Annotated in this window: 18 protein-coding genes; 10 read left to right on the top strand and 8 right to left on the bottom strand. The window is 66.6% G+C overall.

What is annotated here, in order from left to right:
• Positions 1–60: 60 nt before the first annotated feature.
• Both rsgA and VOI27_RS00840 read right to left on the bottom strand, forming a co-directional pair.
• The gene (gene rsgA, locus VOI27_RS00835; protein WP_323763379.1) at positions 61–1,095 is read right to left on the bottom strand and encodes a ribosome small subunit-dependent GTPase A; all 1,035 of its coding nucleotides are present in this window, start codon (positions 1,093–1,095) and stop codon (positions 61–63) included.
• Positions 1,096–1,302: 207 nt separating this feature from the next.
• Positions 1,303–1,677: a DUF2934 domain-containing protein gene (locus tag VOI27_RS00840; RefSeq protein WP_323763380.1), complete on the bottom strand. Its 375-nt coding sequence runs from the start codon at positions 1,675–1,677 to the stop codon at positions 1,303–1,305.
• A 156-nt stretch (positions 1,678–1,833) separates the two neighbouring features.
• Between VOI27_RS00840 and VOI27_RS00845 the strand changes: the two genes are divergently transcribed.
• Entirely contained in the window at positions 1,834–2,640 is an 807-nt protein-coding gene (locus tag VOI27_RS00845) for a glycosyl transferase (RefSeq protein WP_323763381.1), read from the top strand.
• Positions 2,641–2,798: 158 nt separating this feature from the next.
• On the opposite strand, the gene moaA is transcribed toward VOI27_RS00845, so the two are convergent.
• Positions 2,799–3,806 (bottom strand): GTP 3',8-cyclase MoaA, encoded by a 1,008-nt coding sequence (moaA, locus tag VOI27_RS00850; RefSeq protein WP_323763382.1) that lies wholly within the window; start codon positions 3,804–3,806, stop codon positions 2,799–2,801.
• A gap of 82 nt (positions 3,807–3,888) precedes the next feature.
• On the opposite strand from moaA, the gene VOI27_RS00855 reads away from it, so the two are divergent.
• Positions 3,889–4,386, top strand: coding sequence for a hypothetical protein (locus tag VOI27_RS00855; RefSeq protein WP_323763383.1), 498 nt, complete (start codon positions 3,889–3,891; stop codon positions 4,384–4,386).
• Here VOI27_RS00855 and VOI27_RS00860 read toward each other — a convergent pair.
• From VOI27_RS00860 to glmU, 4 genes are read right to left on the bottom strand one after another with little or no spacing between them, the layout of a single operon-like run.
• Positions 4,376–5,056 (bottom strand): DNA alkylation repair protein, encoded by a 681-nt coding sequence (locus tag VOI27_RS00860; RefSeq protein WP_323763384.1) that lies wholly within the window; start codon positions 5,054–5,056, stop codon positions 4,376–4,378. The genes VOI27_RS00855 and VOI27_RS00860 overlap by 11 nt on opposite strands.
• Positions 5,053–5,604, bottom strand: coding sequence for a pyridoxamine 5'-phosphate oxidase family protein (locus VOI27_RS00865; RefSeq protein ID WP_323763385.1), 552 nt, complete (start codon positions 5,602–5,604; stop codon positions 5,053–5,055). Before VOI27_RS00865 ends, VOI27_RS00860 begins: the two co-directional genes overlap by 4 nt.
• On the bottom strand, positions 5,604–7,427 hold the full coding sequence (glmS, locus tag VOI27_RS00870) for a glutamine--fructose-6-phosphate transaminase (isomerizing) (RefSeq protein ID WP_323763386.1): 1,824 nt from the start codon (positions 7,425–7,427) through the stop codon (positions 5,604–5,606). Before glmS ends, VOI27_RS00865 begins: the two co-directional genes overlap by 1 nt.
• Positions 7,427–8,782: a bifunctional UDP-N-acetylglucosamine diphosphorylase/glucosamine-1-phosphate N-acetyltransferase GlmU gene (glmU, locus tag VOI27_RS00875; RefSeq protein WP_323763387.1), complete on the bottom strand. Its 1,356-nt coding sequence runs from the start codon at positions 8,780–8,782 to the stop codon at positions 7,427–7,429. Before glmU ends, glmS begins: the two co-directional genes overlap by 1 nt.
• A 109-nt stretch (positions 8,783–8,891) precedes the next feature.
• Here glmU and VOI27_RS00880 point away from each other — a divergent pair, with 109 nt between their 5' ends.
• Both VOI27_RS00880 and VOI27_RS00885 read left to right on the top strand, forming a co-directional pair.
• Positions 8,892–9,566: an HAD-IA family hydrolase gene (locus VOI27_RS00880; protein WP_323763388.1), complete on the top strand. Its 675-nt coding sequence runs from the start codon at positions 8,892–8,894 to the stop codon at positions 9,564–9,566.
• Between the two features lie 52 nt (positions 9,567–9,618).
• Positions 9,619–10,824, top strand: coding sequence for a DegT/DnrJ/EryC1/StrS family aminotransferase (locus VOI27_RS00885; RefSeq protein ID WP_323763389.1), 1,206 nt, complete (start codon positions 9,619–9,621; stop codon positions 10,822–10,824).
• Here VOI27_RS00885 and VOI27_RS00890 read toward each other — a convergent pair.
• Positions 10,800–11,276 carry a CreA family protein gene (locus VOI27_RS00890; protein ID WP_323763390.1) on the bottom strand — a complete coding sequence of 159 codons (477 nt, stop codon included), beginning with the start codon at positions 11,274–11,276 and terminating at the stop codon, positions 10,800–10,802. The two genes, VOI27_RS00885 and VOI27_RS00890, sit on opposite strands and share 25 nt — an antisense overlap.
• Positions 11,277–11,633: 357 nt before the next feature.
• On the opposite strand from VOI27_RS00890, the gene VOI27_RS00895 reads away from it, so the two are divergent.
• From VOI27_RS00895 to VOI27_RS00920, 6 genes are all read left to right on the top strand, one after another.
• On the top strand, positions 11,634–12,281 hold the full coding sequence (locus tag VOI27_RS00895) for a DUF1236 domain-containing protein (RefSeq protein WP_323763391.1): 648 nt from the start codon (positions 11,634–11,636) through the stop codon (positions 12,279–12,281).
• A gap of 359 nt (positions 12,282–12,640) precedes the next feature.
• A complete protein-coding gene (locus VOI27_RS00900; protein WP_323763392.1) occupies positions 12,641–13,804 on the top strand; it encodes an isovaleryl-CoA dehydrogenase in 1,164 nt (387 codons plus the stop codon).
• A gap of 61 nt (positions 13,805–13,865) precedes the next feature.
• Entirely contained in the window at positions 13,866–14,270 is a 405-nt protein-coding gene (locus VOI27_RS00905) for a DUF1622 domain-containing protein (RefSeq protein WP_323763393.1), read from the top strand.
• 35 nt (positions 14,271–14,305) lie between these two features.
• Positions 14,306–15,034 (top strand): flavodoxin family protein, encoded by a 729-nt coding sequence (locus VOI27_RS00910; protein ID WP_323763394.1) that lies wholly within the window; start codon positions 14,306–14,308, stop codon positions 15,032–15,034.
• Between the two features lie 25 nt (positions 15,035–15,059).
• A complete protein-coding gene (locus tag VOI27_RS00915) occupies positions 15,060–15,626 on the top strand; it encodes a hypothetical protein (protein WP_323763395.1) in 567 nt (188 codons plus the stop codon).
• A 106-nt stretch (positions 15,627–15,732) separates the two neighbouring features.
• Positions 15,733–17,340 (top strand): carboxyl transferase domain-containing protein, encoded by a 1,608-nt coding sequence (locus VOI27_RS00920; protein WP_323763396.1) that lies wholly within the window; start codon positions 15,733–15,735, stop codon positions 17,338–17,340.
• Positions 17,341–17,344: the final 4 nt, after the last annotated feature.

The following is a 17,344-nucleotide window of genomic DNA, read 5'->3' on the forward strand; positions in this document are numbered from 1 at the left end:
CCGGGGCCTCGCCCCCAACCCGGTAGGCGGTCCCGGCGCAGGGCCGGGACGGGGGACGACCTATCTCTCGACGTCGCGCTTGATCTGGGCCTTCTGCATCGCGCCCTTGACCCGCTTGGTAAAACGCTTCTGCCGGTCGCGCGATTGCGCCAGCGTCTCCGAGTTGTACCGGTCCTCGCGCAGAAGCTTCTGCCAGCGCGCCACCCGCTCGGGCTCGACCGCGCCGGCGTCCACCGCCGCCTTGACCGCACAGCCCGGCTCGCTGTCATGGCCGCAGTTGCTGAACCGGCAGGCCGAGGCCAGCACCTCGAGGTCGTCGAACACCGCGCCGATCCCCTCGGAGGCATCGGCAAGCTGCAATTCGCGCATCCCCGGCGTGTCGATCAGCCAGCCACCGGCCAGCGTCGGCCTGAGCGCGCGAAAGGTGGTGGTGTGCCGCCCGCGGGCGTCATCTGCGCGGGCTTCGCGGGTTTCCGCCGTCTCGCCGGTCAGCGTATTGCGCAACGTCGTCTTGCCAACACCGGACGAGCCGATCAGCGCCAGGGTCTGCGCCTTCGAGCACCAGGGCGTCAGCCGCGCGGCCTCCTCGGGGTCCTTGGCATTGAGCGCCAGCGCGGTCACCAGCGGCGAGAGCTTTTCGGCCTGTCGCAGGTAACCCGCGGCATCCTCGGCCTTGTCGGCCTTGGTGAGAATCACCAGCGGCAGGCAGCCGGCAGAGGAGACCAGCGCCAGATAGCGCTCGAGCCGCGGCACCGAGAAATCCTCGTTGCAGCTGGTGACGATGCCGATGGTGTCGATATTGGCGGCAATCCGCTGCGCCGCGACGCCCGGACCGGCGGCGCGCCGGCTGAGGTCTGAGACCGGCGTCAGCCGGCGCACCGCCGAGGTGCCATCAGTCAGCACCCAGTCGCCCACCGCATAGGCACCGCTGGCCTCGCGCGGGTGCAGGTTGAAGGAGCCGCCGGGGGTGACCACGACCAGCCGGTCGCGATGGATTTCCGCCACACGGGCAGGGCTGTGATCGGCGTCGCTCTCAGAGAGCTGACGCGCGAAATGTTCCGACCATCCAAGGTCAGGCAGGGTTTTGTCGTTCAAGGGTTTTGTCCTGTTTCAGGTGGATCGCATGCTCGGGGTCCAAGCATCATTCCGAACCGGGCGCCGTCAGAGCGAGGCCCGCAGGGTGCCGACATTCTCCATGAAGCCCTCCTGCGCTGAAACATATGCTGCGCGGACCTTAATCCGCCGTGGGCGGCGGATCAAGGGATTTGGCGGATGGCCGCAGCATGCCACCCGCCACAAGGCTCAGGCCTTGGGCTTGGCCGCGGCCCGGGGTTTTGCGGCGGCCTTGGCGGGCGCCTTCACGGTCTTGGCGGCAGCCTTCGCCGCCGGCTTGGCGGGTTTCGCCTTGGCAGGTGCCTTGGCTTTGGCCGGGGCCTTGGCAACGGCCTTCGCTGTCGCCGTTTCGGCCGACTTGGTCGCAGCAGCGGCGGCCTTCGGGGCTGCAGCCTTGCGGGGCGTCGCGCGGCGCGCCTTGGGCTTGGCGATGGCAGCGCTCAGAGACTGCTCGGCGCGCAGCCAGAATTCCTGATCGCGGCCATGCGGTTGGCCCTCGTCCAGCCAAAGATAAAACGCGGCTTCGGCAATGGCAGTGGTATCGGTGGTGTGACCCTGGGACATGGTTCCCCTCGCTCATGGGTGTGGTTAGCGCTAACAGGCATAGCAAATTTCAGGCCATCGCACAATTCCTCGCCGCTGTGCAGAAATGTCACATCCCCGCTGGCATGGCAAAATGATCCGCGATAAGCCGGGCGGGGCAGCAACAAGGAGCCGAGGATGACGCAAGCCCAGACCGCGAACATCATGTGCATCAAGTGGGGCACGCTGTTTGGCCCGGAGTATGTCAACCGGCTCTATTCCGGCGTGCGGCGCAATATCGACCACCCGGTGCGGTTTTTCTGCATGACCGAGGAGCGCGCCGGTCTGCATCCCGACATCGAACTGCTCGACCTGCCGGTGGAGCCCTTCGCCGAGCCGATGGCGGCGGCGCTTGCGGTGGCCAACCGGCAAGGCGCGATGCGCAAGGTCTCGCTGTTCCGCCCGGGCCTCGTGCCCGATCTCGACGGGCCGGTGCTGGGCTTCGATCTCGACGTGGTGATCACCGGCGACCTGACGCCGATCTGGGCGATGTCTCAGGGCAGGATCGCCATGCGTCACGACTGGACCGAGGCTCGCAAGGGCCGGCCCACCGGCCACGGATCGGTGTTCCGCTTCGACCCGTCCGCACATGGGTTCCTCTATGCGGACCTCGCCGCAAACCCTTATGAAGAGGTGGAAAAAGCCCGCGGCTCCGAACAGCGCTACACCTCACACAAGGCGATGGACAACGGCGTCTTCGACTACATCCCCGGCGATTGGGTGGTCAGCTACAAATACGATTGCAACCCGTTCCCCCGCAACTACCTCGCCGCCCCGCGATTGCCGGAAGAGGCCCGCGTGGTCTGTTTCCACGGCCGCCCGAAAATGCCCGACGCGGTCGATGGTTACAGCGGGTCGTTGATCCGCTATTCCAAGCCCTGCACATGGCTGAAGGATCACTGGATCGACCGCGCCCGCGCCGATCTCGGGCCAGACTGGGCCTGATCGAGACGTCACGTCCGGCGGCAGAGCGACCCTTCGGGGAGAGTTTGTCGGGCAAGATGAAGACAGGCGCGCGCTCCTTCATTCATCTTGCCAGATAAACCTCCGGGGGTGAGGCCCCTCGGCCGAGGGGGCTGGCCCCCTTTTTCTGCGCCGAGGGGTCAGCCGCCAGTATGGCTCATGTGGCGCGAAACCTGTCCATCGGCGCGCTGGCGGGAATAGTCGAAATCATGCCCCTTGGGCTTCAGCGCGATCGCGGCGCGGATGGCGGCCTCGAGCGGCGCGTCGTCCTCCGGATGGTTGCGCAGGGCGGCCCGCAGATCGGCGTTGTCCTCCTGGCCGAGGCACATAAAGAGCTCGCCGGTGCAGGTCAGCCGCACGCGGTTGCAGCTTTCGCAGAAATTATGGGTCAGCGGGGTGATGAAGCCGATCTTCTGGCCGGTCTCCTCGAGCCGGACATAGCGTGCCGGGCCGCCGGTGCGCTCCGGCAGATCGGTGAGGGTATACTGCCGGCGCAGCTGGTCGCGCAGGTCGTCGAGCGACCAGTATTGCCCGACCCGGTCCTCGTTGCCCAGATCGCCCATCGGCATGACCTCGATGAAGGTCAGGTCGATGTCGCGGCTGGCGCACCACGCGGTGAGGGCAAACAGCTCGTCCTCGTTGAACCCCTTGAGCGCCACGGTGTTGATCTTGACCCTGAGGCCCGCGCGCTGCGCCGCGTCGATGCCGCGCAGCACCTGGGGCAGGCGGCCCCAACGGGTGACACGGGCGAATTTCTGCTCGTCCAGCGTGTCGAGCGAGACATTCACCCGGCGCACCCCGGCGGCAAACAGCTGATCGGCAAAACGTTCGAGCTGGCTGCCGTTGGTGGTCAGCGTCAGTTCCTTGAGCGCGCCGCTGTCGAGATGGCGGGTCATCGCGCGGAAGAAGGTCATGATATCACGCCGCACCAGCGGTTCGCCGCCGGTGATGCGCAGCTTTTCCACCCCGAGGCCGATGAAGGTCGAGCCCATCCGGTCGAGCTCTTCCAGCGTCAGAAGTTCCTTCTTGGGCAGGAAGGTCATGTTCTCGGCCATGCAATAGACACAGCGGAAATCGCAGCGGTCGGTGACCGAAACCCGAAGGTAGGAGATCGGGCGCGCAAAGGGATCGACGAGTTTCACAGTCATGCGGTGAAGGTAAGGACGCGGGCCGGGCCGGACAAGGGGAATGTGGCGTTGACGGCCGCGACCAATGGCGTAACCTGCCGCCATGATGACCCGGTTTTTCCTCTGCGCTTCGGCGCTTGTGCTGACGGGCTGCGCCGAGATGGGCACCCCGTTCCAGCAGCGAGAGCGTCAGGCGGATGCGCCTGCCGAGACCTCTGCCGGTGACGCTGCCGCGCCGCTGGAGACGGTGGCGCCGGCGCCGCCGGCCGATGCCGCCTCGGAAGAGGCGTTCGACACCACCAGCGCCGAGGACCGCGAAGCCGCCGCCGCGGTGCCGGCAGAGACCGGCGCGCAGGCGCTGGGCTCCACCGTGGCCTCGCTGGGCGATCCGACCAAGCCCGGCTTCTGGCTCGAGACGCCGCTGGTCGATGCTCCGGCGCAGGGCCGGGTCGAATATCCCGAATCGGGGAAATCGGCCCAGGTCGAGCTGATCCCGATCGAGGGCGCCGCCACCGCCGGCAGCCGCATCTCTCTGCCGGCGATGCGTCTGATCGATGCACCGTTGACCGAGCTGGTCACGCTGCGGGTGTTCAGGAACTGAGGTATTTGCCGGCCTCGCGGCGGGCAAAGGGTTTCATCCGGTCGCCATGCTCGGCCAGAAAAGCCTCCGTCAGCTCCGGCGCATGTTTGGTCAGGTCGCGCAGCCACCAGGCCACGGCCTTCTGGATGAACCATTGCGGATCGTCCACATAGCCCGCCGCCCAGCCGAGGATGCGGGCGCGTTCCACCTGTTGCGGCGGTTTGGGATGGCTCAGCTTGGCCCATGGCAGGGTGATGACCAGCGCGGCGCGGCGGGTCCACATCTGCTCAGACGCGGTCCAGGTCTCGACGTCATCGATCCGCGACGGATCGGCGGTCAGCCGGCGCTGGCCGGCCATGCAGACGTGATCGGCGATCGCCCAGGCGTCGAACTCGGCCACCCACGAGGCGATCAGCGCCCAGACGGCATCGTCGGGGCGGATGCGCGCCTGGGTCAGCAGCTTGGCGGCGGCAATCCGCGCCTCGTGGATGTCGGTCCGCCACAGGGCGTCGGCCAGCGTCACGCGCTCCTCGACCGACAGAGCGCGCCGCCAGTATTTCGTCAGGTCGTTGATCGCGGTGTTGGGTACGCCCAGATACGGGCGGGGCGCCTTGTGATAGCGCGCCATGTCCGCTGCGCGGCCGTCCTCGGCATAGGCCCGCAACTCGAGAAGGGCGCCTTCGAGGGTCATCCGAGGTTGGCATCGATGCCGGTGGGCAGCCCGTCGATGGTCTTGCGGTTGCGGGTATCCCAATAGTCGCGGATCGCGGCCTCGCCCTTGTCCTCGTTCCAGCGGGTGAGGGTGTCGCGGTCACCGGTGAACTCCATGAAGGGGATCGAATAGCCGCAGGAGGTCTGCACCAGGTCGATCCTCAACTCATAGATCTGACGCGCGCCAAGCCGGTCGCCGAAATGGCCCAGCATCTCGTCCCAGTCTGCGGCATCGCGGTGCAGGGTGCGGGCGGTACCATAGGTGCGCAGGATCTGCGGCCGCCGGTCGAACGAGCACCACATCAGCGTCATCCGCGGGGTCTCCGCCAGATGGCCGGCGGTCTCGTTGCCCGAGCCGGTCATGTTGAGCCAGATGATCCGGTTGGGTCCCAGCACCCGCAGGCTGTCCATCCCCTTGGGCGAGATATTGACCCGGCCCTCTGCGGCGGCGGTGCCGCAGAAGAACATGTGCTGCGCTTCGATGAAGCTGCGATGGGCGTCGCTCAGGGCGTCGAACTGCTTGCCCATTATTCCACCGTGACCGATTTGGCGAGGTTGCGCGGCTGATCGACATCGGTGCCCTTGGCGATGGCGGTGTGATAGGCCAGAAGCTGCGCCGGGATGGCATAGAGCAGCGGCGTCAGAAGCTCTGGCACCGCCGGCAGGGCAAGGCTGTGCCAGACGTCCTCGCCGGCCTCTTCCTGGCCCTTGGCATCGGTGATCAGCACCACGCGGCCGGAGCGCGCGATGACCTCCTGCATGTTCGACACGGTCTTGTCGAAGAGCGAATCCCGCGGCGCAAGGACCACCACCGGCACATGCGGATCGACCAAGGCAATTGGGCCGTGCTTGAGCTCGCCCGATGCATAAGCTTCAGCGTGGATGTAGCTGATCTCCTTGAGCTTCAGCGCGCCTTCCAAAGCCAGAGGGTACATCAGCCCGCGGCCGAGGAAGAGTACGTCGCTGGCCTCGGAAAGGTCATGCGCGATCTTTTGCAGCGCGTCGCTCAGGGTCAGCGCGTCGTTGATCTGCGCCGGCAGCGCGCGCAGGGCGGCGAGGTGATCCTGCAGCTCTTCGGCACTGATCTGGCCACGGTCATGCGCCGCCTTGAGCGCCAGCAGGAAGAGCACCGTGAGCTGGCAGGTGAAGGCCTTGGTCGAGGCCACGCCGACCTCGACCCCGGCGTGGATCGGCAGGGCGGTGTCGCTCTCGCGGGCGATCGAGCTTTCGGGGACGTTGACCACCGAGATCACGTGGTCGGCCTTGTCGCGGACATAGCGCAGTGCGGCCAGGGTGTCGGCGGTCTCGCCGGACTGGCTGACAAACAGCGCGGCGGTGCGCGGCGTGATCGGCGGCTCGCGGTAGCGGAATTCCGAGGCGATATCGACCTCGACCGGCAGGCGGGCAATGCGCTCGAACCAGTATTTGGCGGTGAAACAGGCGTAGAAGGCGGTGCCGCAGGCCACCATGGTCACCCGCTCGACCTTGGAAAAGTCCGGCAGGCTGTCGGGCCAGGCAAGCCCGGTGCCGCTCTCGTCAAGGTATTCGGTGATGGCGTTCTGGATCACCGCCGGCTGTTCGGCGATCTCCTTGGCCATGTAGTGCTTGTAGCCGGCCTTGTCGACGCTCGAGGCATCGAGCGAGACGGTCTTGGTGGGGCGGTTGGCCAGCCGGCCTTGTTCATCGCGGATCTCGAGACTGGTGCGGGTCAGGACCGCGCGGTCGCCTTCTTCGAGATAGGTGATCTTGTCGGTCAGCGGCGCCAGCGCGATGGCGTCTGAGCCCACGTACATCTCGCCGTCGCCATGGCCGATTGCCAGCGGCGAGCCCTTGCGGGCGGCAACCATCAGGTCCTCTTCGCCGTCGAACAGGAAGGCCAGCGCGAAGGCGCCCTCAAGCTGATCGAGCGCGGCGTTGGCGGCCTCGACCGGGGTCTTGCCCTGGCTCAGGTGGTGGTGGGTCAGAAGCGCCACGGTCTCGGTGTCGGTGTCGGTCTCGGTGGCGTGACCGGCGGCGGCAAGCTCGGCGCGCAGGGCGCGGAAGTTCTCGATGATGCCGTTGTGGACGACCGCGACGGTGCCGGTGAAATGCGGGTGGGCATTGATCTCGGACGGCGCGCCATGGGTCGCCCAGCGGGTGTGGCCGATGCCGGACTTGCCGGCCAGCGGCTCATGCACCAGCTTGTCGGACAGGTTCACCAGCTTGCCGACCGCGCGGCGGCGCTCGAGATGGCCCTCGTGAACGGTGGCGATGCCGGCGCTGTCGTAGCCGCGGTATTCCAGCCGTTTCAGCGCGTCCACGAGGATCGGGGCGGCTTCATGGCCGCCAAGGTACCCGACAATTCCGCACATTATGCTTTGCTCCCGGCCTGTCTGGCCTTTCTGGATTTTAACTTTTCGAACAATTTTCGCGCGAGGCCGGGTTTGTTGACCTGATCGGCCCGGGCCAGCGCCAGCGCGCCCTCGGGCACGTCCTTGGTGATCACCGCGCCGCTGGCGGTCATCGCCTCGGCGCCCACCTTGACCGGCGCCACCAGCATGGTGTTCGAGCCGATGAAGGCATGCGCGCCGATCTCGGTGCGATGCTTGAAGACACCGTCATAATTGCAGGTGATGGTGCCGGCGCCGATGTTGGCCTTCTCGCCGATGTGGGCGTCGCCGATATAGCTCAGGTGGTTGACCTTGGCGCCCTCGTCGATCTGGGCGTTCTTTATCTCGACGAAGTTGCCGACCTTGACGTCCTCGGCCAACTCGGCGCCGGGGCGGAGGCGGGCGTAGGGGCCGACCACCGCACCGCGCGACACGTGACAGCCTTCGAGATGACTGAAGGCGCGGATATGGGCGCCGTTCTCGATGGTGACGCCGGGGCCGAAGACGACATTGGGCTCGATCTCGCAATCCGGCCCGATCCAGGTGTCATGGGCAAACCAGACGGTGTCGGGCGCCGCCATGGTCACCCCCTCGACCAGCGCCTCGGCGCGGCGGCGCGACTGGAAGCCGGCCTCGGCCGCGGCCAGATCGACGCGCGAGTTCACGCCCATGGTCTCGGCCTCGTCGCAGGAGACGGCGGTGGCCGAGAGCCCCGAGGCGCGCGCCAGCGCCACGATGTCGGTGAGGTAGTATTCGCCAGAAGCATTGTCGTTGCCGACCTGATCGAGCAGGCCAAAGAGCGTCTCGGCGCTGGCCGCGATCACCCCGGAATTGCAGAAGTCGATGGCGCGTTCGCGCAGGCCCGCGTCCTTGAACTCGACGATCTGCATCAGCTCGTCGCCTTCCATCACCAGCCGGCCGTATTTGCCAGGGTCGGCGGCGGTGAAGCCCAGCACCACCACGTCATGGCTCTTGCGCGCCTCGACCATCGCCTCGAGCGTTTCGGGGCGAATGAAGGGCGTGTCGCCATAGAGCACGATGACATCGCCGGTGAAGCCCTCGAGCGCCGGCCGCGCCTGCAGCACAGCGTGACCGGTGCCGAGCTGTTCCGATTGCAGCACGCAGGCCGCCGCGTCATCCAGACCCCGGGCCGCGGCCTCGACCAGATCGGCGCCATGGCCGGTCACGATCACCGTGCGTTCCGGTTCCAGGCTGGCGCCAGAGGCCATGGCATGGGCCAAAAGCGGTGCGCCGGCCACCTTGTGCAGAACTTTCGGCAGATCGGACCGCATCCGCGTGCCTTTTCCGGCGGCGAGGATGACCAGGGCAATGCTCATAACAGATTCTCTTTGTAATTGGCTTGGACCCGTTTTATCCGCTGACACGCGCGCTGCAAGGCGGCGCCGCTCACTTTGGATGTCTGTCTGTGACAGGAAAGGCCCACCAATGCGCACCGTGATCTTCGACCTCGACGGCACGCTGGCCGACACCAGCGGCGATCTGCTGGCCGCCGCCAATGCCTGTTTCCGCGCCATGGGCGAGGGCGATCTGCTGGGCCCCGGTGACGCCGGCACCGCGCTGCGCGGTGGTCGGGCGATGCTGCTGCTGGGGATGGAACGGCTGGGCCGGGCGGATGATTTCGCCACCATCGACGCCTGGTATCCACGGCTGCTGGAGGAATACGGCGCCGCGCTGCACCACACCACGGTGCTCTATCCCGGCGCGGTCGAGGCGATCGGGTGCTTGCAGAGCGCCGGTATCCGCACCGGCATCTGCACCAACAAGCCCGAGCGGCTGGCCGACAAGCTGCTGCTGGCGCTCGGCGTGCGCGATCTCTTTGGCTCGCTGGTGGGTGCCGATACCCTGCCGGTGCGCAAGCCCGACGCCGCGCCCTACCGCGCCTCGGTGGAACGGGCGGGGGGCACGGTGGACCGCTCGCTGCTGGTGGGCGACAGCGTGACCGACCGCGAGACCGCGCGGGCGGCCGGTGTGCCGAGCGTTCTGGTGACCTTCGGGCCGTCCGGCGATGACATGGCCGCGTTGGAGCCCGAGCATCTGCTCGAGGCCTATGCAGACCTGCCGGGCGTGGTGGAGCTGGCGCTCGGGGAAGGTGCGCAATAAATGCGCAGCTTGCGCGGTTGACGTTCCCTCGGGCACGCCGCAAGAGTTGCGCATGAGCGAGCGATTTCACGGCACATTCACCCAGCAGGAGCCGATCCCGGAAGAGGGGATCGCGGCGGCGCTGGCGGTTCTGCAATCGGGCCGGCTGCACCGCTACAACGTGGCCGAGGGCGAGGCCGGCGAGGTGGCGCTGCTCGAGCAGGAATTCGCGGCGCAGGTCGGGGCGAAATACTGCCTGTCGGTGGCCTCCGGCGGCTATGCCATGGCCTGCGGGCTGCGCGCCATCGGGGTCAAGCCCGGCGACCGGGTGCTGACCAACGCCTTCACCCTGGCGCCGGTGCCGGGGGCGATTGCCTCGGTCGGCGCGGTGCCGGTGTTCGTCGGGGTGACCGAGGGGCTGGTGATCGATCTCGACGATCTGGCGGCCAAGGTGGACCAGGCCGAGGTGCTGATGCTGAGCCACATGCGCGGCCATATCTGCGACATGGACCGGCTGATGGCAATCTGCGACGGGGCAGGCGTGCAGGTGATCGAGGATTGCGCCCATACCATGGGTGCCTTCTGGAACGGCGTGCCCTCAGGGCGCCACGGGGTGCTGGGCTGCTATTCCTGCCAGACCTACAAGCATGTCAACTCTGGCGAGGGCGGCCTGCTGGTCACCGATGACCAAGAGGTGGCGGCGCGGGCGGTGATGCTGTCGGGGTCCTACATGCTCTATGACCGGCATCTGGCGGCGCCGGGGCCGGAGGTCTTCGAGCGGGTGAAATACGACACGCCGAATGTTTCCGGCCGGATGGATCACCTGCGCGCGGCAATCCTGCGGCCGCAATTGCGCGCGCTGGAGGCCCAGATCGACCGCTGGAACGCGCGCTACAGGACGGTCGAAGACGGGCTGACCGACACGCCGGGGCTGCAGCTTATCCGCCGGCGCGAGGGCGAGACCTTCGTCGGCTCGTCGATCCAGTTCCTGCTGCTCGACTGGCCGGAAGAGAAGATCGCCGAGGTTCTGCGCCGCTGCGCCGCGCGGGGCGTCGATCTGAAATGGTTCGGCGGCGCCGAGCCTGTGGCTTTCACTTCGCGCTACGACAGCTGGCGCTATGCGCCGTCAGAGCCGATGCCCGCCAGCGACCGGGTGCTGAGGGGCATCGTTGACATGCGCCTGCCGCTGACCTTCAGTCTCGACGATTGCGCCCTGATCGCGCGGATCATCCGCGCCGAGGTGAGCGCGGTGCATCAATCCTGCAGCACGGCGTTGTAAAGCGGCACCGTCGACATCGAGACCTTGGCCGAGCCGTCGGTCAGTTCGGCGGCATGGGCGACGTAGATCAGGGTCTGGTTGTCCTCGTCGAAGATCCGTTTCACCCGCAGCGATTTCAGGATGATAGAGCGCGAGGTGCGGAACACGTCCTCGCCTTCCTCGTCGGTTTCGATGTTGCCGAGCGAGATCGGTCCGGTCTGCCGGCAGGCGATCGAGGCATTGGACGGGTCCTCGAACCAGTTGCCCTTCGACAGCCGGTCGAACAGGCCGCGCTCGAAATAGGCGATGTGACAGGTGACGCCCTTGACCTTGGGGTCGGCGACTGCCTCGACGATGATGTCGTTGCCCACCCAGTCGACGTCGATCTCGCCGACCTGTTCGGCCCCGAGAGGCGCGGCAAGCACGAGGCCTAGGGCTGCGGCAGAGCAGAGGCGGGCGAGGGCGGTGGGCATGGACGGTCTCCTGGCTGGGGTGGCGGGCCCGGCGGGCACGGCGAAAGATCCCGGTCGCGCGACCGGGGTCACGGCTCAACGCCTCTATTGCGCGCGCGGTTCCCGATTGCCTGCCACGCCGGCGCCACGCGCCCGAATGCAACAGCGTCCGAAAGGTTGCATCCCCCTCGCGCGGATCGGCGGCGAAACGCCGAGCATCTGGGGTGAAGTGGCGGAGATTTGCCAATAAATGGAATGATTTGCGGAAACAGGAAGGTGTGTCGTCGGGCGCGGAACAAACGCTGTCGGCCGGGCATTTACGCCCCGAACGCAGCGCAACCCGTGCTGCTTCAGACCAAAGTGAAAAGGAGACATTCCATGTTCCGCACAGCACTTCTGACCGCCTCGACCGCGATTTTCGCCGCAGGGTCGGCCTCCGCCGCCATGACCGCCACCGCTGTCACCGACCTCAACCTCCGCGCCGGCCCCGGCCCGCAGTACGAGATCATCGGCGTGATCGATGGCGAGGCAGAGGCCAACGTCGACGGCTGCATCGAGGAATCCAACTGGTGTAAGGTGTCCTATAACGGCACCGAGGGCTGGGCCTATGGCAACTACCTGACCGCCATGGTCGAAGAAACCCCGATGGCCATTGTCGCGCCCGAGGTCACCATCGAGACCGTGACCTACGATACCTCCAAGGACGCCGAGGCCTTTGCCGGTGCCGGCACTGTCGGTGCCGTGGCCGGTGCGCTCGTGGCCGGTCCGGTCGGCGCCGTGGCCGGTGGTCTGCTGGCCGGCTCTGCCGGCGCCGCGGCTCAGCCCGACGAGGAGGTGGTGACCTATGTGCGCACCAATACGCTCGACCCGATCTATCTTGAGGGTGAGGTGGTGCAGGGCGCCGTGGTGCCTGACACGGTCGAGCTGGTCGAGATCCCCGACGCCGAGCTGCGCTATGTCTATATCAACGGCCAGCCGGTGCTGGTGGATCCGACCGAACGCCGGATCGTCTATATCGTGCGCTAAGGCGGTTTGATTTCGGAGACTACGAGGGCAGCCTGATGGGCTGCCCTTTTTTCGTGAGTGGCGAGGGCGCTTGATCGGGCGCAGGTGGTCCAAGGGCGCCACGGCACATTGTGTCGCTGCTGACAGGTCTCTTGGTCATTGATGCGCCAGCCGTCAGCCGGCGCATTCTCCCGCGCGTTACCAGCGGGCTTCAAGCCCGCCACGCATCGTCATGCCGGAGGCATGCCTCTGATAAAGTGTGCCCGTCAGTTCGCCGCGATGCTTGGCGCCGCGACGGCCGGATCTCTGCCATTGACCGACTCGAAACCTGCTGGTATGAATTTATTGAACACTTGTTCATTAACCGGAGGGGAGAGGTCATGTTCAACGCGGTGATGGCGTTTGATCTGGGCGAAGACGTAAACGCGCTGCGCGAGATGGTGCACCGCTGGGCGCAGGACCGGGTCCGGCCGATGGCAGCCGAAATCGATGCCAAGAACGAATTCCCCAACGAACTCTGGAAAGAGATGGGCGAATTGGGTCTCTTGGGCGTCACGGTTCCCGAGGAATACGGCGGCGCCGGCATGGGCTATCTTGCGCATGTCATCGCGGTCGAGGAAATCGCGCGGGCTTCGGCCTCGGTCTCGCTGTCCTACGGCGCGCATTCCAACCTCTGCGTCAACCAGATCAAGCTGAACGGCACCGCCGAGCAGAAGCAGAAATACCTGCCGCGGCTGGTCTCGGGTGAACATGTGGGCGCATTGGCGATGTCGGAGGCAGGCGCCGGCTCTGACGTGGTGTCGATGAAGCTGAAAGCCGAAAAGCGCAACGATCACTACCGTCTCAACGGCAACAAGTTCTGGATCACCAACGGCCCCGACGCCGACACACTTGTGGTCTATGCCAAGACAGACCCCGAGGCCGGGTCCAAGGGCATCACCGCCTTTCTGATCGAGAAGGAGATGAAGGGGTTTTCGACGTCGAAGCATTTCGACAAGCTCGGCATGCGCGGCTCGAACACCGCTGAGCTGGTTTTTGAGGATGTGGAGGTGCCCTTCGACAACATCCTCGGCGAAGAGGGCCGCGGCGTGCGCGTGCTGATGTCGGGCCTCGATTACGAACGGGTTGTGCTGGCCGGGATCGGCACCGGCATCATGGCCGCCTGTCTCGACGAGATCATGCCCTATATGGCCGAGCGCAAGCAGTTCGGCCAGCCGATCGGCTCGTTCCAGCTGATGCAGGGAAAGCTCGCGGACATCTACACCAAGATGAACTCGGCCCGCGCCTATGTCTACGAGGTCGCCAAGGCCTGCGACCGCGGCGAGGTCACCCGTCAGGACGCCGCCGCCTGCTGTCTCTATGCCAGCGAGGAGGCGATGGTGGTGGCGCATCAGGCGGTGCAGGCGATGGGCGGCGCGGGCTTCATGAACGAGACCCCGGTTTCCCGCATCTTCCGCGATGCCAAGCTGATGGAGATCGGCGCCGGCACCAGCGAGATCCGCCGCATGCTGATCGGCCGCGAGATGATGAGCAAGATGGGCTGAACGGAACCGCGGCTTCCGGGCCCGGGTTGGGAGAGCGAACCGACGCGCAGCGAGAAGGGGTGTGATTTTGGGTAGTCTTGTCGATCTGGAACTCGAGGGCGGCATTCTGCATGGCCAGTTTCACTGGCTTGTGGAACTCCTCGAATGGGCCGCCGCCATCGTCGATATCGCTGCTGTGGTGCTGATCCTGCTGGGGGCGGTGCGTTTCATCGTTGGCGTCACCGGCGCCGAGATCTTCCAGCGCGGCTCGGACCGCGTCAACAAGACCAACCGCGAGCGCATCGAGCTTGGCCGCTACATCCTGGCCTCGCTCGAGCTCTTCATCGTGTCGGACATCATCCACACCGCGCTGAGCCTTGCCTTCTCGGACCTGATGTTCCTCGGGCTGCTGGTGGTGATCCGATCGATCACCTCCTTCTTCCTCGATCGCGAGCTGGAGCAGCTGAAAAAGGACCTGGGTGAGTAGGCTGTGCTAGGCTCGACCCCATGGGAGGAAACCAGATGACAGTCACAGCTAGATTTGCCGGGCTGAAGGCGCTCTACATCAACACCTCGTTGAAGAAGGACGGCGACACGAGCCACACCCGCCTGTTGATGGGCGCTTCGGCGGACATCATGGAAAAGAAAGGCATCAGCGTCGAGCATCTGCATCTGCTCGACTGGCAGGTGCCGCCGGGGGTCTATCCGGACATGACCGAACACGGCTGGGGGCAGGATGACTGGCCGCAGATCTGGGAGAAGGTGCAGGCCGCGCAGATTCTGGTGATCGGCACGCCGCTCTGGCTGGGCGAGAAAAGCTCGGTCTGCCGGGTGCTGATCGAGCGGCTCTATGGCATGTCGGGCGAGCTCAACGACAAGGGCCAGTCGGTCTATTACGGCAAGGTCGGCGGCTGCGTGATCACCGGCAACGAGGACGGCATCAAGCATGCGGCAATGACCATCGGCTATGCGTTGTCGCACCTGGGCTACACCATCCCGCCGCAGGCCGATTGCGGCTGGATCGGCGAGGCCGGGCCGGGGCCGTCCTATGGGGATGCGCAGGAGGGCGACGCACCGGTGGGCTTCGACAACGATTTCACCCGCCGCAACACCACGATCATGACCTGGAACCTGATGCACGCGGCCCGGATGCTGCACGACGCCGGCGGCTACCCAAACGAGGGCAACGACCGCAAGGCCTTCGAGGCGGGCTGCCGTTTCGACTACGAAAACCCGGACTACCGGGCCTGAAATGACGGGCGGGGCGCAGATCACCATGGCGGCTGCCCTGGCCGTGCTGGGCCTTGCCGATGGCGCGCGCGGGCAGGAGGCGCTGCCGCCGCTCGACGCTTGCATCGACGCCGAGGTGGCGCGCTACGAGTGGACGCTGCAGATGCATCGCGACCGGCCGCTCGACGCCGCGGATTTCGACCTCTGGGATGTGCGCGGGGTGGAATACTGCGGCAACATCGGCGTCACCCGCTGCGACCGGTCAGATGCGCCGCTGCCCTGTCAGAAGGCGCTGGCCGGCGCACAGCATGTGCTGCACGGGCATGTGATGGCGGGACTGCCCGAGCCCGAGACAGAGGGCGAGAGCCTGCCGGAGCGGCTCTATCACACGGCCTGGCATCTGGCGCGGGATGTCTCGGCCGGGCCGGATTGCGCCGGGGCGACCGAGGCGATGGCAACCTGGTGCGCGGCGCGCGAGGCCAACCTGCGGCTCAAGTCCGCGCTGCTGGCCTGGCAAGTGGGGCGCTACCTCGGGCTGGCGGAGCCGGCAGTGCGCGCGGGATGGGCCGACCCACCGCCGCCGCCCCGGCCAAAGGCGCGGCCGGAGCGCTGATGACCGGCGTCGAAAACCATGCGTCGGAAATGGGCGCCGAGACATTGCAACAGACAGGACGAAGGGCCCTCGCCGGAGGGCCGGAATTGCGCAGGAGGCGCGGAACATGAAGCTGACATCGAAGCTGGTGACCGGATCGGACGCGGCCAGGGCCAACCGCGCGGCGCATGAAGAGGCGCTGCGCGTGGTGCAGGAGGCGGCCGAGGCCGCCGCGGCCGGCGGCGGCGCGAAATCGCGCGAGCGGCATGTCTCTCGCGGCAAGATGCTGCCGCGCGAGCGGGTGGCCAACCTGCTCGACCCCGGCTCGCCCTTTCTCGAGGTCGGCGCCACCGCGGCGCATGGCATGTACGATGGCGCGGCCCCGGCGGCAGGCGCGATTGCCGGCATCGGCCGGGTGATGGGGCGCGAGGTCATGGTGGTCTGCAACGACGCCACGGTGAAGGGCGGCACCTATTACCCGATGACGGTCAAGAAGCACCTGCGCGCTCAGGAAATCGCCGAGGAGAACCATCTGCCCTGTGTCTATCTGGTGGACAGCGGCGGTGCCAACCTGCCCAACCAGGACGAGGTGTTCCCGGACCGCGACCACTTCGGCCGGATCTTCTACAATCAGGCGCGGATGTCGGCCAAGGGGATTGCCCAGATCGCGGTGGTCATGGGCTCCTGCACCGCCGGCGGGGCTTACGTACCGGCAATGTCGGACGTGACGATCATCGTCAAGGAGCAGGGCACGATCTTCCTCGCCGGGCCGCCGCTGGTCAAGGCGGCGACGGGCGAGGTGGTGACCGCCGAGGACCTCGGCGGCGGCGATGTGCATACCCGGCTCTCGGGGGTGGCGGACTACCTGGCGGAGGACGACAGCCACGCGCTGGCGCTGGCGCGGCGGGCGGTGGGATCGCTGGGCGGGCCCGGCAGCGGTGGGTTGCAAACCCACCCTACGGCAGAGGAGCCGGCCTATGACCCCGAAGAGCTGTTCGACGTGGTGCCGGGCGACCTGCGCACGCCCTATGACATTCGCGAGGTGATCGCCCGGCTGGTCGACGGCTCGTATTTCGACGAGTTCAAGCCGCGCTTCGGCGAGACCCTGGTGACCGGCTTTGCGCAGGTCAAGGGCTGCCCGGTGGGGATCATCGCCAACAACGGCGTGCTGTTTTCCGAGGCGGCACAGAAGGGCGCGCATTTCGTCGAGCTCTGCTCGCAGCGCAAGACGCCGCTGGTCTTCCTGCAGAACATCACCGGCTTCATGGTCGGCCGCAAATACGAAAACGAGGGGATTGCGCGGCATGGCGCCAAGATGGTGACGGCAGTGGCCACCACCTCGGTGCCCAAGATCACCATGCTGGTCGGCGGCTCCTTCGGCGCCGGCAACTACGGCATGTCGGGCCGCGCCTACCAGCCACGCTTCCTCTGGACCTGGCCCAACAGCCGGATCTCGGTGATGGGCGGGGCGCAGGCGGCGGGCGTGCTGGCGACGGTGAAACGCGACGCCATCGAACGCTCGGGCGGCAGCTGGAGCGCCGACGAAGAGGCCGAGTTCAAGCGCCCGACGGTCGAGATGTTCGAGGAACAGAGCCACCCGCTCTATGCCTCGGCGCGGCTTTGGGACGACGGCATCATCGATCCGCGCAAGTCGCGCGAGGTGCTGGCGCTGTCGCTGTCTGCGGCTCTGAACGCACCGATCGACGAGACGCGCTTCGGCGTGTTTCGGATGTGAGGCC

The organism is Marinovum sp. (genome assembly GCF_034669705.1).
Classification (GTDB): Bacteria; Pseudomonadota; Alphaproteobacteria; order Rhodobacterales; family Rhodobacteraceae; genus Marinovum.